Consider the following 17,445-nt stretch of genomic DNA (forward strand, 5'->3'; position numbering starts at 1 on the left):
GGGCGTCAGTGTGCGAGGAGGTCGCGGACCATGGGGATCACCTTGGTGCCGTACAGCTCGACGGCGCGCAGGCGGGCGCTGATCGGCTGTGTCCCGCTGGTGTAGATGAGGTCGAACCGGCCGACGCCGAGTGCCTTGATGGCGCGGGCCATCTTGCGGGCGACCGTCTCGGCAGACCCGATGTAGAGGGAGCCGTGTTCGATCTCGGCCTCGTACTCCGACTTGCGGACCGGCGGCCAGCCCCGCAGCGCGCCGATGCGGTCACGGATGACCCGGTAGTACGGCCAGTGCAGCTCCCGGGCCTCTTCGTCCGTGTCGGCGATGAAGCCCGGCGAGTGCATCCCCACCGGATGGGCGGTCGTGCCGAACTGGTCGGCGGCGCGCTCGTAGAGGTCGATATAGGGCGCGAAGCGTTCCGGGGTGCCGCCGATGATGGCGATCATGAGCGGGAAGCCGTAGCGCGCGGTGCGGATGACCGACTGGGGTGTACCCCCGACGCCGACCCAGGTGCTCAGATGACCCGACTCGGTCTTGGGGAAGACGTCGGCGCCTTCGAGCGGTGCCCGCTTGGTGCCGCTCCAGGTGACGGGCTTCTCCTCCAGCAGCTTGGCGAAGAGATCGATCTTCTCTTCGAAGAGCACGTCGTAATCGCTCAGGTCGTATCCGAAGAGGGGGAACGACTCGGTGAAGGAGCCGCGCCCGAGAATGACCTCGGCCCGGCCGTTCGAGAGCGCGTCCACGGTGGCGAAGCGCTGGAAGACGCGGACCGGGTCGTCGGAGCTCAGCACGGTCACGCCGGAGGCCAGCCGGATGCGGTGGGTGCGCGTGGCGATGCCGGCGAGGACGGTCTCCGGAGTCGAGATCGCGAACTCCGGGCGGTGGTGTTCACCGAGGGCGATGACGTCGACGCCGCTCTCCTCCGCGAGGACGGCCTCGTCGACGACCTGCCGGATGGCGCGCGCGTCGGACACCGGTTTTCCCGAGTCGTCCTGAGGCACATCGCCGAAGGTGTCGAGTCCGAAGACGAGATCAGACATGGGTGGGCTCCTTCGTGAGCAGTTGCTTCACCCGCGGGGCGACTTCACGGCCCAGCAGCTCGATGGTGCGGGCCCGGGCCTCGCGGGGCAGGTTCATGACGTCGTACTTGAGGTCGAAACGGCTCAGGCGCAGGTCGCGGGCCATCGTGGCGATCTTGCGGGCGACGGTCTCGGGCGAGCCGACGAAGAGGGCGCCCGTGTCGACCTCCCGCAGGTAGCGCTCACGGGTCGGCTCGTAGAAACCACGCTCCGCCGCGAGTTGGGCCACGACCGGCTGCCAGTACTTCCACCAGGTCTCGACCGCCTCCTCGTCGGTGTCCGCGACGAGTCCGAGGGAATGCTGGGCGACCGGTCGCCCAGCGTGCCCGAACTGGTCGAGTGCGCGGTGGTAGAGCTCGACGTGGCCGGCGAAGCGCTGCGGGCGGCCGCCGATGACGGCCAGCATCACCGGCAGACCGTAGCGGGCCGCGCGGAGCACGGAGTTGGGGCTGCCACCCACGCCGATCCAGGTGGGGATGCCACCGGGCGGCATCCGGGGATGCAGCCGCTGTCCGACGAGCGGCGGCCGGAACCGCCCCGACCAGGTCACCGTCTCCTCGCGCTGGAGACGCATGAAAAGGTCGAGCTTCTCCTCGAACAGCTCCTCGTAGTCGGCGAGGTCGTAGCCGAACAGCGGGAACGAGTCGGTGGCCGATGCCCGGCCGAGCACGAGCTGGGCGCGCCCGTCGGAGACGGCGTCCAAGGTGGCGAACTCCGTGTACAGCCGCACCGGGTCGTTCGTGCTCAGCACCGTCACCGCGGTGCCGAGCCGGATGCGCTGCGTCGCGGTGGCGATCGCGGCGAGCAGGACGGGGGTGGCGCTGTCGGTGTGGCCCCGGCGGTAGTGCTCACCGATGCTGAACACGTCGAGCCCCACGGATTCGGCGAGTCCGGCCTCCTCGACGATCAGACGCACGGTCTCGGCATCGCTCAGCGTGCCGTCGGCATCGGTCGCGACCTCCCCGAACGAGTTGAGCCCCAGTTCGAATCCCTGGGCGGTCATGGAGCCCTCCTGCTGCGTCCTGGGGCTGTGGGTGGCACGGCCGCACGATTGGTTGACGCATCAATCATCATCCCGATATGATTGACGTGTCAACAAGAGGGGAGTGGCGGCACGATGGCAGCGCGACGGAACGACTACCCCACCGCTGATGAGCTGCGGGTCTGGCGGGACTTCATCGAGACGACGGAAGCGCTCCGCTCCGAGCTCTCCTCACGCCTGCAGCGCGAGACGTCCCTGTCGCCGGGCGACTACGCCGTGCTCCTCGCACTGCGGGAGGCGGACGGGCGGCGGCTGCGCTCTTCCGACCTGGCGGCCCGCGTCGGCTGGGAGCGCAGCCGTCTCTCGCACCAGATCGGGCGCATGGAGCGGCGAGGGCTGGTCCGGCGCGAGGAGTGCGTCACCGACAGCCGGGGTGCCGAGGTGGTGCTCACGCCGGAGGGTGCGGAGGCCTTCCGGGACGCGACCCTGCCCCATCTGCGCGCCGTACGGGAACTCTTCGTGTCCCCGCTCAGCCCGGACCAACTCGCCGCGGCGGAACAGATCACCACGGCCCTGCGGAGCCGCCTGAAGGCACCGGGTGATACCTGAGGACCGCGCGGCGGGCCCTCACGGTCACGGGCGCTGCCGAACCGCTCCGCCCAGTTCGGCCGCCCGGCGTACGAACGTCTCCAGCAGATCCCGCGCCGCCTGCGGCACCGCCTCGGCCCGTCGGCGCTGCAGCGTCAGCACCACCCTGGTGGTGTCCCCGGCCAGGGGCCGGCACACGATCGTCCCGGCGCGTTCCAGCGGGTCCCCGACCACACTGAAGTCCGGCAGCACCGTCGCCCCGAGCCCCTCCGCGACCATCAGCTTCCCCATCTCGGCACCGTCGGTCGAGTACGAGAAGACGGGGGTGCGGTCCGCCAGCAGCCGGTGCACATAGCGGTGCATCACCTCGGAGCAGGCCTGGGCGGAGGCGAACCGGCTGCTCGACGGGTTCGACCCGGAGACCGTGCGGTCGGTGCAGAACGGGCTCGCCCGCAGTGAGTCCGCGGGGCAGCAGCGGATGCTGGCGCTGCACGGCGGCCGGCGGGACGCGCTGGAGATCCATCCCAACCTCTGGGCGGGCATCGGGCTGGTGCGCGGCGGTGCGGGCACCGCTCTGGTCGGCTCGCACGAGGAGGTCGCCGCGCGCATCAAGGAGTACGCGGCCCTCGGGATCGAGGAGTTCGTGCTGTCCGGATATCCGCATCTGGAGGAGGCGTACTGGTTCGGGGAAGGTGTGCTGCCCCGCCTGGCCGCGGAGGGGCTGTGGCGGCATCCCTTCGGCAGGAGCGACGTTCCGTCGGCGCAGGTGCCGTTCGCGTCCTGACGGTCCCCGGCGCTAGGTGTGCAGCACGGCGCGGGCGATGCCCGTGAGGTTGCCCTGCGCGGCGAGGATCTCCTTCCGGTCCGATCCGTCGAGACCGGCCGCGTAGACGCTCCCCGCCAGGTCGGTCACATACATGTGGTGGCCGTCCGGGTCGAGGGCGATGCCGATGCCTTCCATCAGGTGGGTCAGCAGGATCTCGGACGTCCAGAGACCGTCCGGCGGATCCAGCGGGGAGCGGTTGACGGTGTTGCCCTTCGGCGGGTCTCCCCGGTCCGTCCAGTACAACGTCCGCTCTCCGAGGTCGATTTCGAGGTCGATCGGTTCGGGCAGGCCGTCGAACAGCTCCTCGATGTCGGTGCGCCGGGCGGCCGTCTCCCCGGCGGGCACGGCGAGGCCGGCCCGCAGGATCCTGCCGAGTCCCGCGTCGCTGGGGCCCTTCTGGGACCAGTAGAGGTTTCCGCCGACGGGATCGACGGCTACGCCCACGCACCAGTTGGTCTCGTCGCGGCTGTCCTCGTCGCCCTGCCCGGTCTGTACGAGGGTCTCGATGTCCGAGCCGTCGAGGTCGCAGCGCATCACCCGCATGCCCTCGCGGTCACCCCAGTACAGCTTCCCTTCCGCGGCCTCCAGATGGAGCTGTTTCGGCGTGTGCGTGGCCCCCTCGGGGACGATCGTCGTCCGGTTGCCGCCGTCCAGGTCCACGCGCTCGATCGAGCCGTCGTTCTCCGACGGCACACCCATGTTCGTCCAGTAGATGTGCCCGGCCGACATGTCTACGGCCACCCCGTCGGGGATCCGGCACCCGGTGACGAGAATTTTCTTGTCGGAGCCGTCGGGGTTCACGGAGAACAGCCGGCCGCCGCCGCTCGCCTCCAGCACGAACAGCCTTTCCCTGTCGCCCGCCACGTTCCCGCCCATCACGATCCCTCCTTCGCGTCCGGTGTGGCCGCCGTGCCGGTCGGGCCGGACGGGTCGTGCTGCGCGCGCACGGCCAGCAGGGCCGAGAGCATGGCGTCACGCCGGGTGGCCAGGTCGTCGACCGAGTGGCCGTCCGCCTCCTTCAGGACACCGCTCACGATGGTCTCCTGGAGTTCGGGCGTGAACTCGGGGGTGCCCAGCTTGTTCCAGGAGTCGACCATGACCGGCATGAGGGTCTCCATGAAGTGCTGGATACCGCCCTCGCCACCACCGAGATGCCACAGCAGATGGGGACCCATGACACCCCAGCGCAGCCCCGGCCCCCACGACACCGCGTCGTCGGAGTCGGCCACGTCGAGCACGCCCTCCTGGACCAGGTACACGACCTCGCGGTACAGCGCGGCCTGGATGCGGTTGGCGACGTGCCCGGGCAACTCCTTCTTCAGGTGGATCGGTTTCTTGCCGATCGAGGCGTAGAACTCCATGGCGTCCCGGACCGTCTCCGGAGCGGTCCTCGTGCCGCCGACGACCTCGACCAGCGGGACGACGTCCGGGGGGTTGAAGGGGTGGCCGATGACGGTCCGTTCCGGGTGCCGGCACTCGGCCTGCATGACGCTCATGGTGATCGTCGACGAACTCGACGCGATGACGGCGTCCGGCGGTGCGGCGGCGTCCATGTCGGCGAACAACTTGACCTTGAGCTCCGGGCGTTCGGGGGCGTTCTCCTGCACGAAGTCGGCGTCCGCGACGGCCTGACGCATGTCGGCGGTGAAACCGAGGCGTTCGGGCGAGGCGCCGGGCGCGAGTCCGATCGAGGCGGCCGTGTCCCATGCGCCTTCCACGTACGACCGCAGGGCCGCCTCCGCGGTCGGGGACGGGTCGGTCGCCGTGACGTCGAAACCGCGGACGAGATAGTGCGTCGCCCAGCTCGCGCCGATCGTCCCGGTCCCGACGATCGCCACACGGTGGACGGGCCTGTGCGTTGCCATGAGTGATCACTGCTCCTGACGGTCCGAGAAGGGCGCGGTGTGCATGGGGCAACCCTCGGCCGCCGGGAGGGCCGGCACATCGGGCCGCGCGCCCAGGATTCGGATGCTTCCTTGGTACCGCGGCACAGGGCGTGTTCCGCGTTGGTACCCGGACACCAAATCGGCGGGCAACGTGGTGTCCCGCGCCCAGTGGCTGTGCCCGCGCTCCCTCCTAGCGTCGTTCGTACTGACTCCATCGGACCTCCGATCGGAAGGAACGGCAGATGAAGGCGACACACGGCGCACCGGTCGGCCAGGGCCAGGCTCTCCCGAGCCCCAACGGAAACTCCTCCGGGGTCGAGCCGCCTGTGCTGGGCGGACCGGAGTACTCCGACTACTTCCTTCTCGACAACCTGCTCACGGACGAACAGCGGGCCCTGAAGAAGAAGGTCCGCGAGTTCATGGACCAGGAGGTCATCCCGGTCATCAACCCCTACTGGGAACGTGCGGAGTTCCCCTTCGAACTGGTCCCCAAGCTGGGGCAGCTGGACATCGCGGGCTTCCAGATCTCCGGCTACGACTGCCCGGGGATGAGCAATGTGACGGCCGGCCTGGTGATCCTCGAACTGGCCCGGGGCGATCTGAGTATCTCGACCATGATGGGCGTCCACTCGGCCCTGGCCATGACGTCGATCGCGCTGCTGGGCTCCGAGGAGCAGAAGCAGCGCTTCCTGCCGGCGATGGCTCGCATGGAGAAGCTCGGCGCCTTCGGCCTGACGGAGCCCACGCACGGCTCGGACGTGGTCAAGCTGGAGACGACCGCACACCAGGACGGCGACTTCTATGTCATCAACGGCCACAAGAGGTGGATCGGCAACGCGACCTTCGCCGACTACTCGATCATCTGGGCCCGGGGCGACGACGGGCATGTGGGCGGCTATGTGGTCGAGAAGGGCACGCCCGGGTTCGACGCCCAGGTCATCAAGGGCAAGACGGCGCTGCGCTGTGTCCAGAACGCGCAGATCTCCCTCACCGACGTCCGGGTGCCGGCCGCGAACCGGCTGGCGAACGTCCACACCTTCCGTGACACCGAGAAGGTCCTGCTGGCCTCGCGCTTCTGCGTGGCCTGGGAGTCGATCGGAGCCGCCGTCGCCGGTTACGAGACGGCGCTGGCCTACGCCAAGCAGCGCAAGCAGTTCGGGATGCCGCTGGCCGCGTTCCAGCTCGTCCAGTACCGGCTCTCCCGGATGCTCGCGGACATCACCGACATGCTGTGCATGCAGTTCCGGCTGAGCCAGCTCCTGGACGAGGGCGAGTACTCGATGCCCCGGGTCGCGCTGGCCAAGATGCACTACACCGAACGGGCCCGGGCCATCCTCGCCGACGCCCGCGACATGCTCGGCGGCAACGGGATCCTGCTCGACTACCACGTGGCCCGGCACCTCTGCGACATCGAGGCGATCGACACCTACGAGGGAACCGACACCGTGCAGGCGCTGATCGTCGGCCGTGACATCACCGGCTACAACGCCTTCGTGCCCGTGGCGCCCAGCCACCACTGACCCGGCCCATGGAGCACACATCGGGGACAAGGAGTCGTCAAAGGAGTCGTCATGAGCAACACGCCCCTGCTGCAGGGACTGCACGTCGTCGATCTCGCGAGCTTCATCGCCGGGCCCGCCGCGGCCACCATCCTCGGCGACTTCGGCGCCGATGTCGTCAAGGTGGAACCACCGGGCTCCGGCGACGCCTACCGGTCGCTCAGCCGTATACCGCCGAACCCCCGTGTCGAGGGCGTCAACTACCCCTGGCAGCTGGACAACCGCAACAAGCGCAGCATCGCCCTCAACCTGAAGTCGCCCGAGGCCCGGGCCGTCGTCGAACGGCTGGTGACCTGGGCGGACGTGCTGGTGACCAACTTCCCGCCGCACACCCGCGCCAAGCTGGGGCTGGAGTACGACGACCTGGCCCCGCTGAACGCCCGGCTGATCTACGCCGATGTCACCGGCTTCGGCGAACAGGGCCCGGACGCCCACCTGCCCGGGTTCGACGTGACCGCGTTCTGGGCGCGCAGCGGCCTCATGGACGTGACACGCCAGCACGACGCGCCGCCGGCGATCAACGCGTTCGGATCGGGCGACCACCCGACGGCGATCAGCCTGTTCGCCGGGATCATGACCGCGCTGTACCGGCGGGAGCGGACCGGCGAGGGCGCACGCGTCACCGCGTCACTGGTCGCCGAGGGCGCCTGGGCGGCGGGCATGTGGCTGCAGGCCGTACTGGTCGGCGGCAAGGCACCCCGGCCGGTCGACCGGACCGACCCGCCGAACGCGCTGGCCAACGCCTACCGCACCGCGGACGACCGCTGGCTGCTGCTGGCCTTCGCCAACGAGGACAAGCAGGTCCCCCTGTTCCTCCAGGCCATCGGCCACCCAGAGGCCGCCCAGAACCCGCACTACGCCGACTCGCAGAGCCGCCGCGCCCACGCCGCCGAGATCGTCGGCGTGCTGGACAAGACGTTCGCGGCCCGTCCGCTGGCCGAGTGGCGCGAGGTGCTCGACGCCGCGGGACTCACCTACGGAGTGGCCCAGACGCTCGAGGAGTTCGCCCACGACCCCCAACTCGTCGCCAACCGGATCCTTGTGCCGATCGACGACGGCAACGCGGAACCGCACCTGACGATCGACAGCCCCGTGCGGCTCGACCAGGAGCCCAAGGTCCCCCCGCGCCCGGCCCCCGATCTGGGCGAACACACCGATTCCGTGCTCCATGACCTCGGCTTCGACGCCGCCGGGATCGAGGAACTGCGCAAGGCCGCGGCCGTCGGATGAAGCCGGGGCCCCACGGCGCGAGGGATCGTCACGGCCAGCAGCGTGAGGGAGAGAAGGGAAACACGTCATGACCACGGACTCGAACACACCGACCGTACGCACCGAGGAGATCGACGGCATCTTCGTGATCACGATCGACCGGCCCAAGGCCCGTAACGCCATCGACGGGGCCACCGCACGGGCCCTCGCCACCGCCGTCGACTACCTCGAGGCCCACGAGGACCTCAGGGTCGGCATCCTCACCGGCGCCGGCGGTGTCTTCAGCGCGGGCATGGACCTCAAGGCCTTCGCGGCCGGAGACCTGCCCATCATCGAGGGCCGGGGCTTCGCGGGCATCACCCGGGCCAGGATCTCGACCCCGCTCATCGCCGCCGTCGAGGGCTACGCGCTGGGCGGCGGAACCGAGATGGCGCTCGCCTGCGACATGATCGTGGCCGCGCGGAACGCCACCTTCGGCCAGACCGAGGTCCGCTACGGCATCGTGCCGCCCGAAGGGGGCATGGTCCGGCTGCCCGAGCGCATCCCGCACAACATCGCGCTCGAACTCCTCCTCACGGGCGAGTCGTTGCCCGCCGAGCGCGCCGAGCGGTTCGGCCTGGTCAACGAGCTCACCGAACCGGGCCAGGCCCTGACGCGGGCCCTGGAACTGGCCAGCAGCATCGCGCTCAACGCGCCTTTGGCCATCGAGGCCGTCAAACGCGTCGTCAACGAACGGCGGGCCTTCAGCGACCAGGACGCCTTCCTCGACCAGGACCTGATCACCGCACCCGTGCTGGCGTCCCACGACGCCCAGGAGGGCGCCCACGCCTTCGCGGAGCGACGCCAACCGCACTGGCAGCGCCGCTGACCCGAACACCCCCTGAACGCCCGGCCACTTCACTCGGCGCTCGTGCGCAGGAGCGCCGAGCCGAGGTACCGGACGGCGCGCAGCGCGATCTCCAGATCGGTGTGCTCACTCTGGACCGGATGGCCGATCATCTCCTCGGCCTTTCGGATGCGGTATTGCACCGTGTTCTTGTGCAGAATCTGCGCGGCGGCGGTGGCGGTGTAACTGCACCCGCTGTCAAGGAAGATCTGAGCGGTCTCCCGAAGCCGAGCGCTGTTCTCGTCGTCGACGGCCAGCGGACCGAGAATTCCCCACACCCATGCGCGGATGTCGTCGATGTTCGTGGCCATCAGGGCGATGGGGGCGACGGTGGAGAATTCGGTGAACCGGGGGACCGGGTCGGCCACCGCCGCGAGTTCCTGTGCGCGCAGTGCCTGCCGGTGCGTGGCGCGGAATCCCTCGATTCCGTATCCCACGCTCCCTGCACATATGTGCAGGGAAGGATCGCCGCGCTCCAGCACGTCCGACACCTCGTGCCACGTGACGTCGCTGTTCGCGCCCAGCGGCAGCCAGGTCCACGAGACCATCGCGTCCCGGGGGACGAACAGCGGCCTGGAGGTGCAGCCGAGCCACTGGGCGATCTCGTCCGTGATCCGGTGCAGCCGGGCGAGTCCGGCACCCTCGTCGGTCAGGGCGGGCAGCCACGCCACCAGCCCGAGGTGATTCTGCCGAAGTCGGTAACCAAGCGCCGGTTCCACCGAGTTGAGGTCGACGTCACTCGTGGCGAGGATGTCGCGCACGCGGGCGGCGCGCGCCGCGGTCTGGCTGAGCAGCCAGTTGTCCCGTTCATGTTGGTAGATCGCGATGACCTGCTCGGTGACCCGGTCGATGTAGCCGAAGCTCACGTGCAGCATGCGCCGGTTGGTCGTGACGGCCAGCTCCTCGTCGGCGTTCTGCCGGTTGAGCTCGTCCAGACACCACTGCAGAAAACGCCAGTGCCCGATCCGGTAGGCCCTGATCAACGCACTGAGGGGAATTCCCCGCTGAGCCAGTCTCCTGGCGTACTCAAGCGCGGCCGCGGGCGCCTCGACCTTGTCCAGAGAAATGTCGTTCTCGAAAACATGCAGCAGTGTGCCGGCGTTTTCCGCGACGCTCGCCTGCAGCATTGTGACAATGGTGGAGTCGCCCCTGAGTTCCGCTATCTCGGCAAGAACATACTGCCCGATGTCGTTGCCGACCTCCGGGAGACGTGACCCTACGTTCGCCGCGACCACGGACAGTTGCTTTGCGACTTCTGGGTGCTCCGGAGTCATTCCTCAAAGCTACTCGCGGAATGGTCCAGCGGCACCAATTCGGGCCCCGGGGTCGTATCGCGGGCCCAGTGATTTCCGTGCGCCGCACGCCTAGCGTCGGCACACATGAACCTCGCACACCACGTGGTCGACAGCGCCCGGACGCATCCGGACCGCCCCGCGCTCCGTCTCGGGGACGCCACTGTCTCCTATCGCATGCTGGACCGGCGCAGTGCGCGGATGGCGGGGCTGCTGCGCGATCGTGGCGTGCGGCCCGGCGACCGAGTCGCGATCATGCTGCCCGACGTGCCGGAGTTCGCCCTCGTGTACTACGGCGTACTCCGGGCCGGTGGCGTCGTCGTCCCGATGAATCCCCTGCTCAAGTCCCGGGAGGTCGCCTATCACCTCGGCGACTCGGGCGCCCGGCTGCTGTTCGCCTGGCACGACTTCGCCGACGAGGCACAGGCCGGTGCGCGGCAGGTCGACGCGGAGGCGGTCGTCGTCGATCCGGGCTCCCTCGACGAACTGCCGGACGCCACCTCGCTGCCGTCGGACATGACGGATCGTCATGACGACGACACCGCGGTCGTTCTCTACACCTCGGGGACGACCGGCCAGCCGAAGGGCGCCGAACTGACCCATGCGAACCTCGCCCGCAACTGCGACGTCGTGGCCACCGAACTGCTCCGTCTCACGCCCGACGACGTGATCTTCGGCGGGCTGCCGCTGTTCCACGCCTTCGGGCAGACCTGCACCCTCAACGCAGCCGTGGCCTCCGGCGCGTGTCTCACGCTGCTGCCGCGCTTCGACGCGGCGCGGGCCCTGGAGATGGTCGAGAAGCACGGGGTGACCGTTTTCGCCGGGGTGCCGACGGTGTACAGCAGGCTCGTGCGGGAGCCCGGCAGGGCGGACTACGACGTCTCCCGGCTGCGGGTGTGCCTCGCCGGAGGCGCCGAGATGCCCGTCCAGGTGCAGCTCGACTTCCGGGCCGCGTTCGGCTGCGCCGTACTCGAGGGCTACGGGCTGTCGGAGACCTCGCCGGTCGTCGCGGCCAACACCCTGCGGGCCGGGCCCAGGCCCGGTTCGGTCGGCGTCCCGATCCCGGGGGTCCAGGTACGGGTGGTCGACGTCGACAACGGCCGGGAGGTACCTCGGGGGGAGGCCGGCGAGATCGCGGTCCGCGGGCACAACGTGATGAAGGGGTACTGGCGGCGCCCCGCGGAGACGGCCGCCGCGATCAGGGACGGCTGGTTCCACACCGGCGACCTCGGCCGGCTGGACCAGGACGGGTATCTCTGGATCGTCGGGCGGAAGAAGGACGTGATCATCCGGGGCGGGTACAACGTGTACCCCCGTGAGATCGAAGGCGTGCTGTACGAGCACCCGGCGGTCGCCGACTCCGCGGTCGTCGGCATCCCCGACCCCGATCTGGGCGAGGAGGTGGGCGCGGCGGTCGTGCTCCGGCCGGGGGCCCGGACGACCGCCGAGGAACTGCGTGCCTACGTCAAGGGCCGGGTCGCCGCCTACAAGTATCCGCGGAGGGTGTGGCTCGTGGACACCCTGCCCAAGGGGCCCACCGGCAAGATCCTCAAGAGGGAGATCGTGCCGCCGGCCGACGTGCCCGGAGCGCCGGACCGGCCCGGCCGGCCCCGAACGGATCGGATCACATGAAGGGGCAAGTGATCCGACCGGATCGGGCGGGCCGTGCCCGATCCCGTGCGGCGTCGTGCCCGAACCGCTCCCGCGGGCCCCCGAACGGCGCTCGGAGGCTGGTACGCTCCCGAAATGACGACCTCCGACGCGTCGCCGGGGACCGGCGAGCCCGCCGATCCGTGGCTCACGCCGGCCGAACTGGCCGCATGGATGTCGGTGGTACGGCTCATCACCCGGCTGCCCTGGGCCCTGGACACCCAGTTGCAGCGGGACGCGGATCTGAGCATGGTCGAGTACATGGCCCTGGCCATGCTCTCCGAGGCCCCCGACCGGACCCTGCGCATGAGCATCCTGGCCGAGGTCGTCAACTCGTCCCTGTCCCGGCTGTCGCACCTGGTGAAACGGCTGGAGAAGCGCGGCTACGTCCGGCGCGAACCGGACCCCGACGACGGGCGTTTCACCAACGCCGTGCTGCTGCCCGACGGCATACGGAAGCTGGAGTCGGCCGCACCCGGCCACGCGGCCCACGTCCGGCATCTCGTCGTGGACAACCTCTCTCCCGAGCGTCTTCGCCGGCTGGGCCAGGACGCCGAGCGCATCCTCCAGCGCGTCGACTCGCCCGTGCGCTGAGCACGGCACGATGACTTGAGGATTAACGCGAAGGGCGCTACTGCGCGCGGCCCGCGTCCCCGAGTTCCTTGAGCAGGAGGGTCAGGGTCGCGAGGCGGTCGGGACCGAGGAGCTCCTCGATCCAGCGGCTCGTCTCCCGCACCTGCTCGCGGCCCAGCGCCGCCCGCTCGCGCCCGGCGTCGGTCAGCGTGATCAGCTGCCGGCGGCGGTTGTCGGGATCCGTGTTCTTGGTGACGAGGCCACGCGCCACCAGCCGGTCGAGCAGGGGAGTGAGCGTCGACCGGTCGATCGCGGCGTGTGCGCCGAGGGACTTCTGATCGAGGCTTCCCTGTTCGTCGAGGACATGCAGCACGGCGAACTGCGGTGGTGTGAGGTCGCCTCCGCAGTGCAGCTGCCACGAGGCGTTCACCGCCTGCGAGGCCCGTCGTAGCTGGTGGGCCATGCCGTCTTCCAGCGTTCCGTCGTAGCGCGCCCCTGTCGTCATGGGCCCAGGTTACCTCCGCCTACTGTCATTCCGTACGCGGATCATTTGCCATCGCAAGTCAAGTGTTCTACGTTATTCCGTGTACGGACTTACCGCGTACGGAAGGTGTTGTTCATGCCTCGACGAGTGATCTTGGGGATGACCGGGGCGACCGGCGCCGTCCTCGGTGTCGAACTGCTGCGCCGGTTGCGGGAGCAGCCCGACGTGGAGACCCATCTCGTGCTGTCCCAGTGGGCCAGAGCGACCATCCATCTGGAGACCGACCTCTCGGTCCGCGAGGTCACCGACCTCGCGGACGTGACCTACGCGTGGAACGACCAGGGTGCGGCGATCTCGTCCGGGTCGTTCCCGGTGGACGGGATGATCGTCGCGCCGTGCAGCATGAAGACCCTCGCCGGGATCCGCACCGGGTACGCCGACGGCCTCATCCCGCGCGCCGCCGACGTCACGCTGAAGGAACGGCGTCCCCTGGTGCTGGTGCCGAGAGAGACCCCGCTCAGCGAGATCCATCTGGAGAACATGCTGGCGCTCTCCCGGATGGGGGTACGGATCGTGCCGCCGATGCCGGCCTTCTACAACCGCCCGACGACCATCGACGACCTGGTCGGGCACATCGCCGTCCGCGTGCTGGACCAGCTCGGCATCCAGGTGCCGTCCGCGCAGCGCTGGGACGGGATGCCCCGCCCCTCGGAACCGAAAGGTGCAATCAACTGATGTCCGAAACCACTGACTTCCGGTCCTACCTCGCCAGGCTCGAAGAGCTGGGCGACCTCCAGCGCATCTCGCGGGTGGTCGATCCGGACCTGGAGGCGTCCGCCGTCACCCGGCGCTCCACCGAGAACGGCCGTCCCGCCCCCTTCTTCGAGCACCTCAAGGGCGCCGGCGAGGGCTTCCGCATGGTCGGCGCCCCGGGCGCGCTGTCCAGCATTCCCGGGCATCCGCTGGCCCGGATCTCCCTCTCGCTCGGCCTGCCGTACACGACGACCGCCGCCGAACTCGTCGAACGACTCGCCCAGGCCGGCACCGGGGAACTGCTCCCGCCCAGGCGGGTGACCGGCGACGGCGCACCCTGCAAGCAGCACGTCCTCACCGGCGACGAGGCCCGGCTGGACCGGTTCCCGATCCCGGTCGTCCACGAGGGCGACGGCGGCCCCTACGTCAACACCTGGGGCGTGATCGTCGCCAGGACCCCCGACGGCCGGTGGACCAACTGGTCCATCTCCCGGATCATGATGATCGACGGCCGGCACATGACCGGACTGGTCCTGCCCGGCCAGCACCTCGGCATGATCTGGCGCGAATGGGAGGCCATCGGCCAGCCGATGCCCTACGCCCTGTTCCAGGGCGGCGACCCAGGCGCCGCCGTCGTCGGCGGCATGACCGTACCCACCGAGGTCGACGAGGGCGCCTACCTCGGCGCACTCCTCGGCCGCCCCGTCGACGTCGTCAAGTGCGAGACCAACGACCTCGAGGTCCCGGCCTCCGCCGAGGTCGTCATCGAGGGCCACCTCTCCGCCACGCGGGACGCGGTCGAGGGCCCGTTCGCCGAGTTCCACGGCTGGGCACTGCCCGAGACCTCACCCCAGCCGCTCTTCAGCATCGAGACCATCACCTACCGCAGCGACCCCGTCTGGCCGCTCGCCCCGGCCGGCCGGCCCGTCGACGACTCCCATGTGGCACCCGCCGCCGGGATCTCCGCCGAGGTCGTCTCGGAGCTGCGCAAGGCCGGACTCCCCGTCACCACGGCCTGGCTGCCGCTCGGCGCCGCCTGCTTCTGGACCGTCATCACCGTCCCCTCCGACTGGCGTGACCTGATGCCGGGCATGGACACCGCCCGCTTCGTCCACCGCATCGGCGAGGTCCTCAACGGCACCCGGGTCGGGCGGCTCTCCCCGGTCGTCTACGTCCTCGACGACGACGTGGACCCGGCCAAGGACTCGGACCTGTTGTGGGCACTGGCCACCCGCGTGCATCCCACCCTCCGCCAGGAACAGTGGCACGGCCCGATCATGCCCTGGTACCCGTGCTTCACCGAGGAGGAACTCCACAACGGCTGGGGAGCCGTCGTCGTCCACGACGCGCTGCTCCCGGCGGAGGGCCACGGCCGCGCCCGGCAGGCCACCTTCGACGGCGTCTTCCCGCCCGACGTACGCGCCAAGGTCCTCGCCGCCGAAGCCGAAGCCGAAGCCGAGGTCGAGGTCGAGGTCGGAGCCGATGCGGGAGCCGCCCCCGGCGCCTGACGGGCCCGAACACCCGGGGGGCCGCCCCGTCATCGGGTCACAGCACCGGAAGCAGCTCCATGGTCGGCAACGGCCGGGGATGGAAGAGCCGCAGCCGGTGCACCCGCCCGGCCTCGTCCAGCGTCATCAGCCAGGCCACCGTGGGCGGGCAGTGCTCCGGGTCGTCGGACGGATTGACGATGTCCATCTCCCAGACGGCCAGCGTCCGTCCGGCAACGGCATGGGCGAGCCGCTGCCGCACCCCGGCCTCGATGTCGCCGTCCATGGCACGGACCAGGAGGTCGCCGCCGCCGACCCGGTCGTTCCCCCTGAGCAGGGCGATCTCCGGGGACCAGCGTTCCGTCAGGAGCCGGGCGAAGTGCCCGCTCTCGGCGGCGGCCAGCGTCTCCCGCGCCTGGGTCCGGGTCTCCCGGGCGCGCCGGCCGGTGTCGCCGTGCGCGGTGTCCGCCGTGGCGGCGAGCGCGGCCGCGAGCTTGGCCCGGCCCTGGCTGAGCCGGCTGCGGACGGTGCCGACCGGGACCCCGCAGGCATGGGCGATCTGCTCGTAGGAGCTGACCCCGGTGGTGAAGTGGCGCAGCACCAACGGCAGCCGCAGCACCGGGGTCAGCTCCTCCAGGGCCTCCCAGACCCAGTCCCGCAGCGCGCTCTGTTCGAGCCACTGCTCCGGACCGGCCTCCGTCGCCGGCAACTGCAGGCCCTCGTCCACCGGGCGGGCGGGAACCGTGGCCCGCAGCAGGGAGCGGGCACCATTGCGGACGATCATCCGCAGCCACGCGCCGACCGCCCCCGGATCACGGACGTCGCCGATCCGCCGCAGTGCGGTCAGGGCCGCTTCCTGGAGTACGTCGTCGGCGTCCGGGCCCGGCCCCAGGATGCTCAGCGCCACCGCGCGCATGCCCGCACGATGGCGTTCGAGCAGCAGACCGAGCGCGGTCACCTCGCCCGCCTGCGCGGCAAGGGTGAGCGCCGTGTCCTCGGCGAGGGCGGCCCCGGCGGTCTCCCGGATCACGCGGGCCGCCCCGGGAAGACCACGCGGAGGCTCCGGACCCTCCTGTCGGGCCTGCGGATCATGAGCCAGGCGAGGTTCGGCGGGCACGGGTTCGGGATGCCGTCCGGGTTGGCGGTCGTCATTTCCCAGATGGTGATGTCCGGGCTGGCCACCACATGGCGCAGGTGCTGGGTGATCCCGCTCTGCCGGGTCCGTTCCATGGCCGGGAAGGGGTGGCAGCGTTCGCCCGGCGTGCGGAGGATGCCGACCAGTTCGGTCTCCGCCGGCCACAGCTCCAGGATCTCCCTGGGCTGACGGCCGCGCATCGCGCCGTCCAGTGTGAGTTCGGCCTCCTTGCGGCTGTCCTCGACGAGACGGGACGCGTCGTCGTGGGCCTCCGTGGCGGTCCTCAGCAGCACCTCGGCGAGCTTTCCCCGGGCCTGGCTGAGCCGGCTGCGGACGGTGCCGACCGGGATCTCGCAGGCACCGGCGATCTCCTGGTAGGAGGTGATGCCGCTGAAGTGCCGCAGCATCAGCACCAGCCGCAGCTGCTGCGGCAGTTCCGCCATCGCGTTCCAGATCCAGTCCCGCATGGCGTGCCGGTCGACGACCCGCTCCGGGTGCGACGGTCCGTCGGTGCCCGGGGCCAGCCGGTCGAGCTGGTCGAGCTGGTCCAGACCGGGTGTCTCCTCCCGGTCGGCGCGCAGCCGCATCCGGGAGGTGTTGCGCACGATCGCGCGCAGCCACGCGCCGACGGCCGCCGGATCCCGTACGTCGCCGATCCGCCGCAGCGCGGTGACCACGGCGTCCTGCACCGCGTCCTCCGCGTCGGGGCCGTGGCCGAGCAGGCTCAGCGCCACCGCGCGCATCGGCGCCTGGTGGCGGGCCAACAACAGCCCGAGGGCCGCGGTCTCTCCGGACTGGGCCCTGCGGGTGAGTTCCTCATCCGTGGGGGGATCGAGAAACACCATGAAGCGAATGCCTCCATGCGGATGTGTACCGACGTGTACTGATGGTGGGGGGACTCTCGCACAGGCGGGTACGCCGGGCACAACTCCCGGCGTACCTTCTGTGACGGAGTGGCCTGCTTGGGCCCTTCTGATGGCTCTTGGACGATGTCGCGAAGCCAGATGACGATCGCGGTGACGGTCAGGGTGCCGTTGAAGATGTAGTCGCGCTTGTCAT

The 17,445-nt window shown here is 70.1% G+C and carries 16 protein-coding genes and 2 pseudogenes; 9 read left to right on the top strand and 9 right to left on the bottom strand.

All coding sequences use genetic code 11. From position 1 onward, the window contains the following. Positions 1-5: 5 nt before the first annotated feature. Positions 6-1,037 carry an LLM class flavin-dependent oxidoreductase gene (locus tag ACGFZQ_RS42390; RefSeq protein WP_393844927.1) on the bottom strand — a complete coding sequence of 344 codons (1,032 nt, stop codon included), beginning with the start codon at positions 1,035-1,037 and terminating at the stop codon, positions 6-8. Next, complete coding sequence (locus tag ACGFZQ_RS42395; protein WP_393844928.1) at positions 1,030-2,079, bottom strand: LLM class flavin-dependent oxidoreductase; 1,050 nt, start codon at positions 2,077-2,079, stop codon at positions 1,030-1,032. Before ACGFZQ_RS42395 ends, ACGFZQ_RS42390 begins: the two co-directional genes overlap by 8 nt. Positions 2,080-2,193: 114 nt before the next feature. On the opposite strand from ACGFZQ_RS42395, the gene ACGFZQ_RS42400 reads away from it, so the two are divergent. After that, positions 2,194-2,667, top strand: coding sequence for a MarR family winged helix-turn-helix transcriptional regulator (locus ACGFZQ_RS42400; RefSeq protein WP_393844929.1), 474 nt, complete (start codon positions 2,194-2,196; stop codon positions 2,665-2,667). Between the two features lie 24 nt (positions 2,668-2,691). Here the strand turns inward: ACGFZQ_RS42400 and ACGFZQ_RS42405 are convergent. Then, positions 2,692-3,012 (bottom strand): annotated as a pseudogene (locus ACGFZQ_RS42405) (LysR substrate-binding domain-containing protein); the annotation flags it as partial. On the opposite strand from ACGFZQ_RS42405, the pseudogene ACGFZQ_RS42410 reads away from it, so the two are divergent. Beyond that, positions 3,011-3,430, top strand: a pseudogene (locus ACGFZQ_RS42410) (LLM class flavin-dependent oxidoreductase); the annotation flags it as partial. The pseudogenes ACGFZQ_RS42405 and ACGFZQ_RS42410 overlap by 2 nt on opposite strands. Positions 3,431-3,442: 12 nt before the next feature. Here ACGFZQ_RS42410 and ACGFZQ_RS42415 read toward each other — a convergent pair. Continuing rightward, positions 3,443-4,348, bottom strand: coding sequence for a 3-hydroxyacyl-CoA dehydrogenase (locus tag ACGFZQ_RS42415; protein ID WP_393844930.1), 906 nt, complete (start codon positions 4,346-4,348; stop codon positions 3,443-3,445). Continuing rightward, on the bottom strand, positions 4,348-5,337 hold the full coding sequence (locus ACGFZQ_RS42420) for a 3-hydroxyacyl-CoA dehydrogenase NAD-binding domain-containing protein (protein ID WP_393844931.1): 990 nt from the start codon (positions 5,335-5,337) through the stop codon (positions 4,348-4,350). The genes ACGFZQ_RS42415 and ACGFZQ_RS42420 overlap by 1 nt, the downstream gene beginning before the upstream one ends. Positions 5,338-5,600: 263 nt before the next feature. Between ACGFZQ_RS42420 and ACGFZQ_RS42425 the strand changes: the two genes are divergently transcribed. The 3 genes from ACGFZQ_RS42425 (at position 5,601) to ACGFZQ_RS42435 (ending at position 8,994) form a co-directional block, all read left to right on the top strand. Continuing rightward, positions 5,601-6,878, top strand: a complete 1,278-nt coding sequence (locus ACGFZQ_RS42425; protein ID WP_393844932.1) for an acyl-CoA dehydrogenase family protein — start codon at positions 5,601-5,603, stop codon at positions 6,876-6,878. A 51-nt stretch (positions 6,879-6,929) separates the two neighbouring features. Further along, positions 6,930-8,147, top strand: coding sequence for a CaiB/BaiF CoA transferase family protein (locus ACGFZQ_RS42430; RefSeq protein WP_393844933.1), 1,218 nt, complete (start codon positions 6,930-6,932; stop codon positions 8,145-8,147). 67 nt (positions 8,148-8,214) lie between these two features. After that, on the top strand, positions 8,215-8,994 hold the full coding sequence (locus ACGFZQ_RS42435; protein ID WP_393844934.1) for a crotonase/enoyl-CoA hydratase family protein: 780 nt from the start codon (positions 8,215-8,217) through the stop codon (positions 8,992-8,994). Between the two features lie 29 nt (positions 8,995-9,023). Here ACGFZQ_RS42435 and ACGFZQ_RS42440 read toward each other — a convergent pair whose 3' ends face one another. Further along, positions 9,024-10,286, bottom strand: coding sequence for a PucR family transcriptional regulator (locus ACGFZQ_RS42440; protein WP_393844935.1), 1,263 nt, complete (start codon positions 10,284-10,286; stop codon positions 9,024-9,026). Between the two features lie 105 nt (positions 10,287-10,391). On the opposite strand from ACGFZQ_RS42440, the gene ACGFZQ_RS42445 reads away from it, so the two are divergent. Next, positions 10,392-11,936, top strand: coding sequence for a long-chain fatty acid--CoA ligase (locus ACGFZQ_RS42445; protein ID WP_393844936.1), 1,545 nt, complete (start codon positions 10,392-10,394; stop codon positions 11,934-11,936). A gap of 114 nt (positions 11,937-12,050) precedes the next feature. Further along, a complete protein-coding gene (locus tag ACGFZQ_RS42450) occupies positions 12,051-12,548 on the top strand; it encodes a MarR family winged helix-turn-helix transcriptional regulator (protein ID WP_393844937.1) in 498 nt (165 codons plus the stop codon). Positions 12,549-12,585: 37 nt separating this feature from the next. Here ACGFZQ_RS42450 and ACGFZQ_RS42455 read toward each other — a convergent pair whose 3' ends face one another. Next, the gene (locus ACGFZQ_RS42455; protein ID WP_351736389.1) at positions 12,586-13,032 is read right to left on the bottom strand and encodes a MarR family transcriptional regulator; all 447 of its coding nucleotides are present in this window, start codon (positions 13,030-13,032) and stop codon (positions 12,586-12,588) included. Between the two features lie 114 nt (positions 13,033-13,146). Here ACGFZQ_RS42455 and ACGFZQ_RS42460 point away from each other — a divergent pair, with 114 nt between their 5' ends. Together ACGFZQ_RS42460 and ACGFZQ_RS42465 are read left to right on the top strand one after the other, a co-directional pair. Next, positions 13,147-13,746: a non-oxidative hydroxyarylic acid decarboxylases subunit B gene (locus ACGFZQ_RS42460; RefSeq protein WP_351736387.1), complete on the top strand. Its 600-nt coding sequence runs from the start codon at positions 13,147-13,149 to the stop codon at positions 13,744-13,746. Then, a complete protein-coding gene (locus ACGFZQ_RS42465; protein WP_393844938.1) occupies positions 13,746-15,272 on the top strand; it encodes a UbiD family decarboxylase in 1,527 nt (508 codons plus the stop codon). The genes ACGFZQ_RS42460 and ACGFZQ_RS42465 overlap by 1 nt, the downstream gene beginning before the upstream one ends. A 37-nt stretch (positions 15,273-15,309) precedes the next feature. Here ACGFZQ_RS42465 and ACGFZQ_RS42470 read toward each other — a convergent pair whose 3' ends face one another. Both ACGFZQ_RS42470 and ACGFZQ_RS42475 read right to left on the bottom strand, forming a co-directional pair. After that, on the bottom strand, positions 15,310-16,281 hold the full coding sequence (locus tag ACGFZQ_RS42470; protein WP_393844939.1) for an RNA polymerase sigma factor: 972 nt from the start codon (positions 16,279-16,281) through the stop codon (positions 15,310-15,312). Next, on the bottom strand, positions 16,278-17,231 hold the full coding sequence (locus ACGFZQ_RS42475) for an RNA polymerase sigma factor (RefSeq protein WP_393844940.1): 954 nt from the start codon (positions 17,229-17,231) through the stop codon (positions 16,278-16,280). Before ACGFZQ_RS42475 ends, ACGFZQ_RS42470 begins: the two co-directional genes overlap by 4 nt. Positions 17,232-17,445: the final 214 nt, after the last annotated feature.

The sequence above is a fragment of the Streptomyces sp. NPDC048254 genome, assembly GCF_043201895.1.
Lineage (GTDB): Bacteria > Actinomycetota > Actinomycetes > Streptomycetales > Streptomycetaceae > Streptomyces.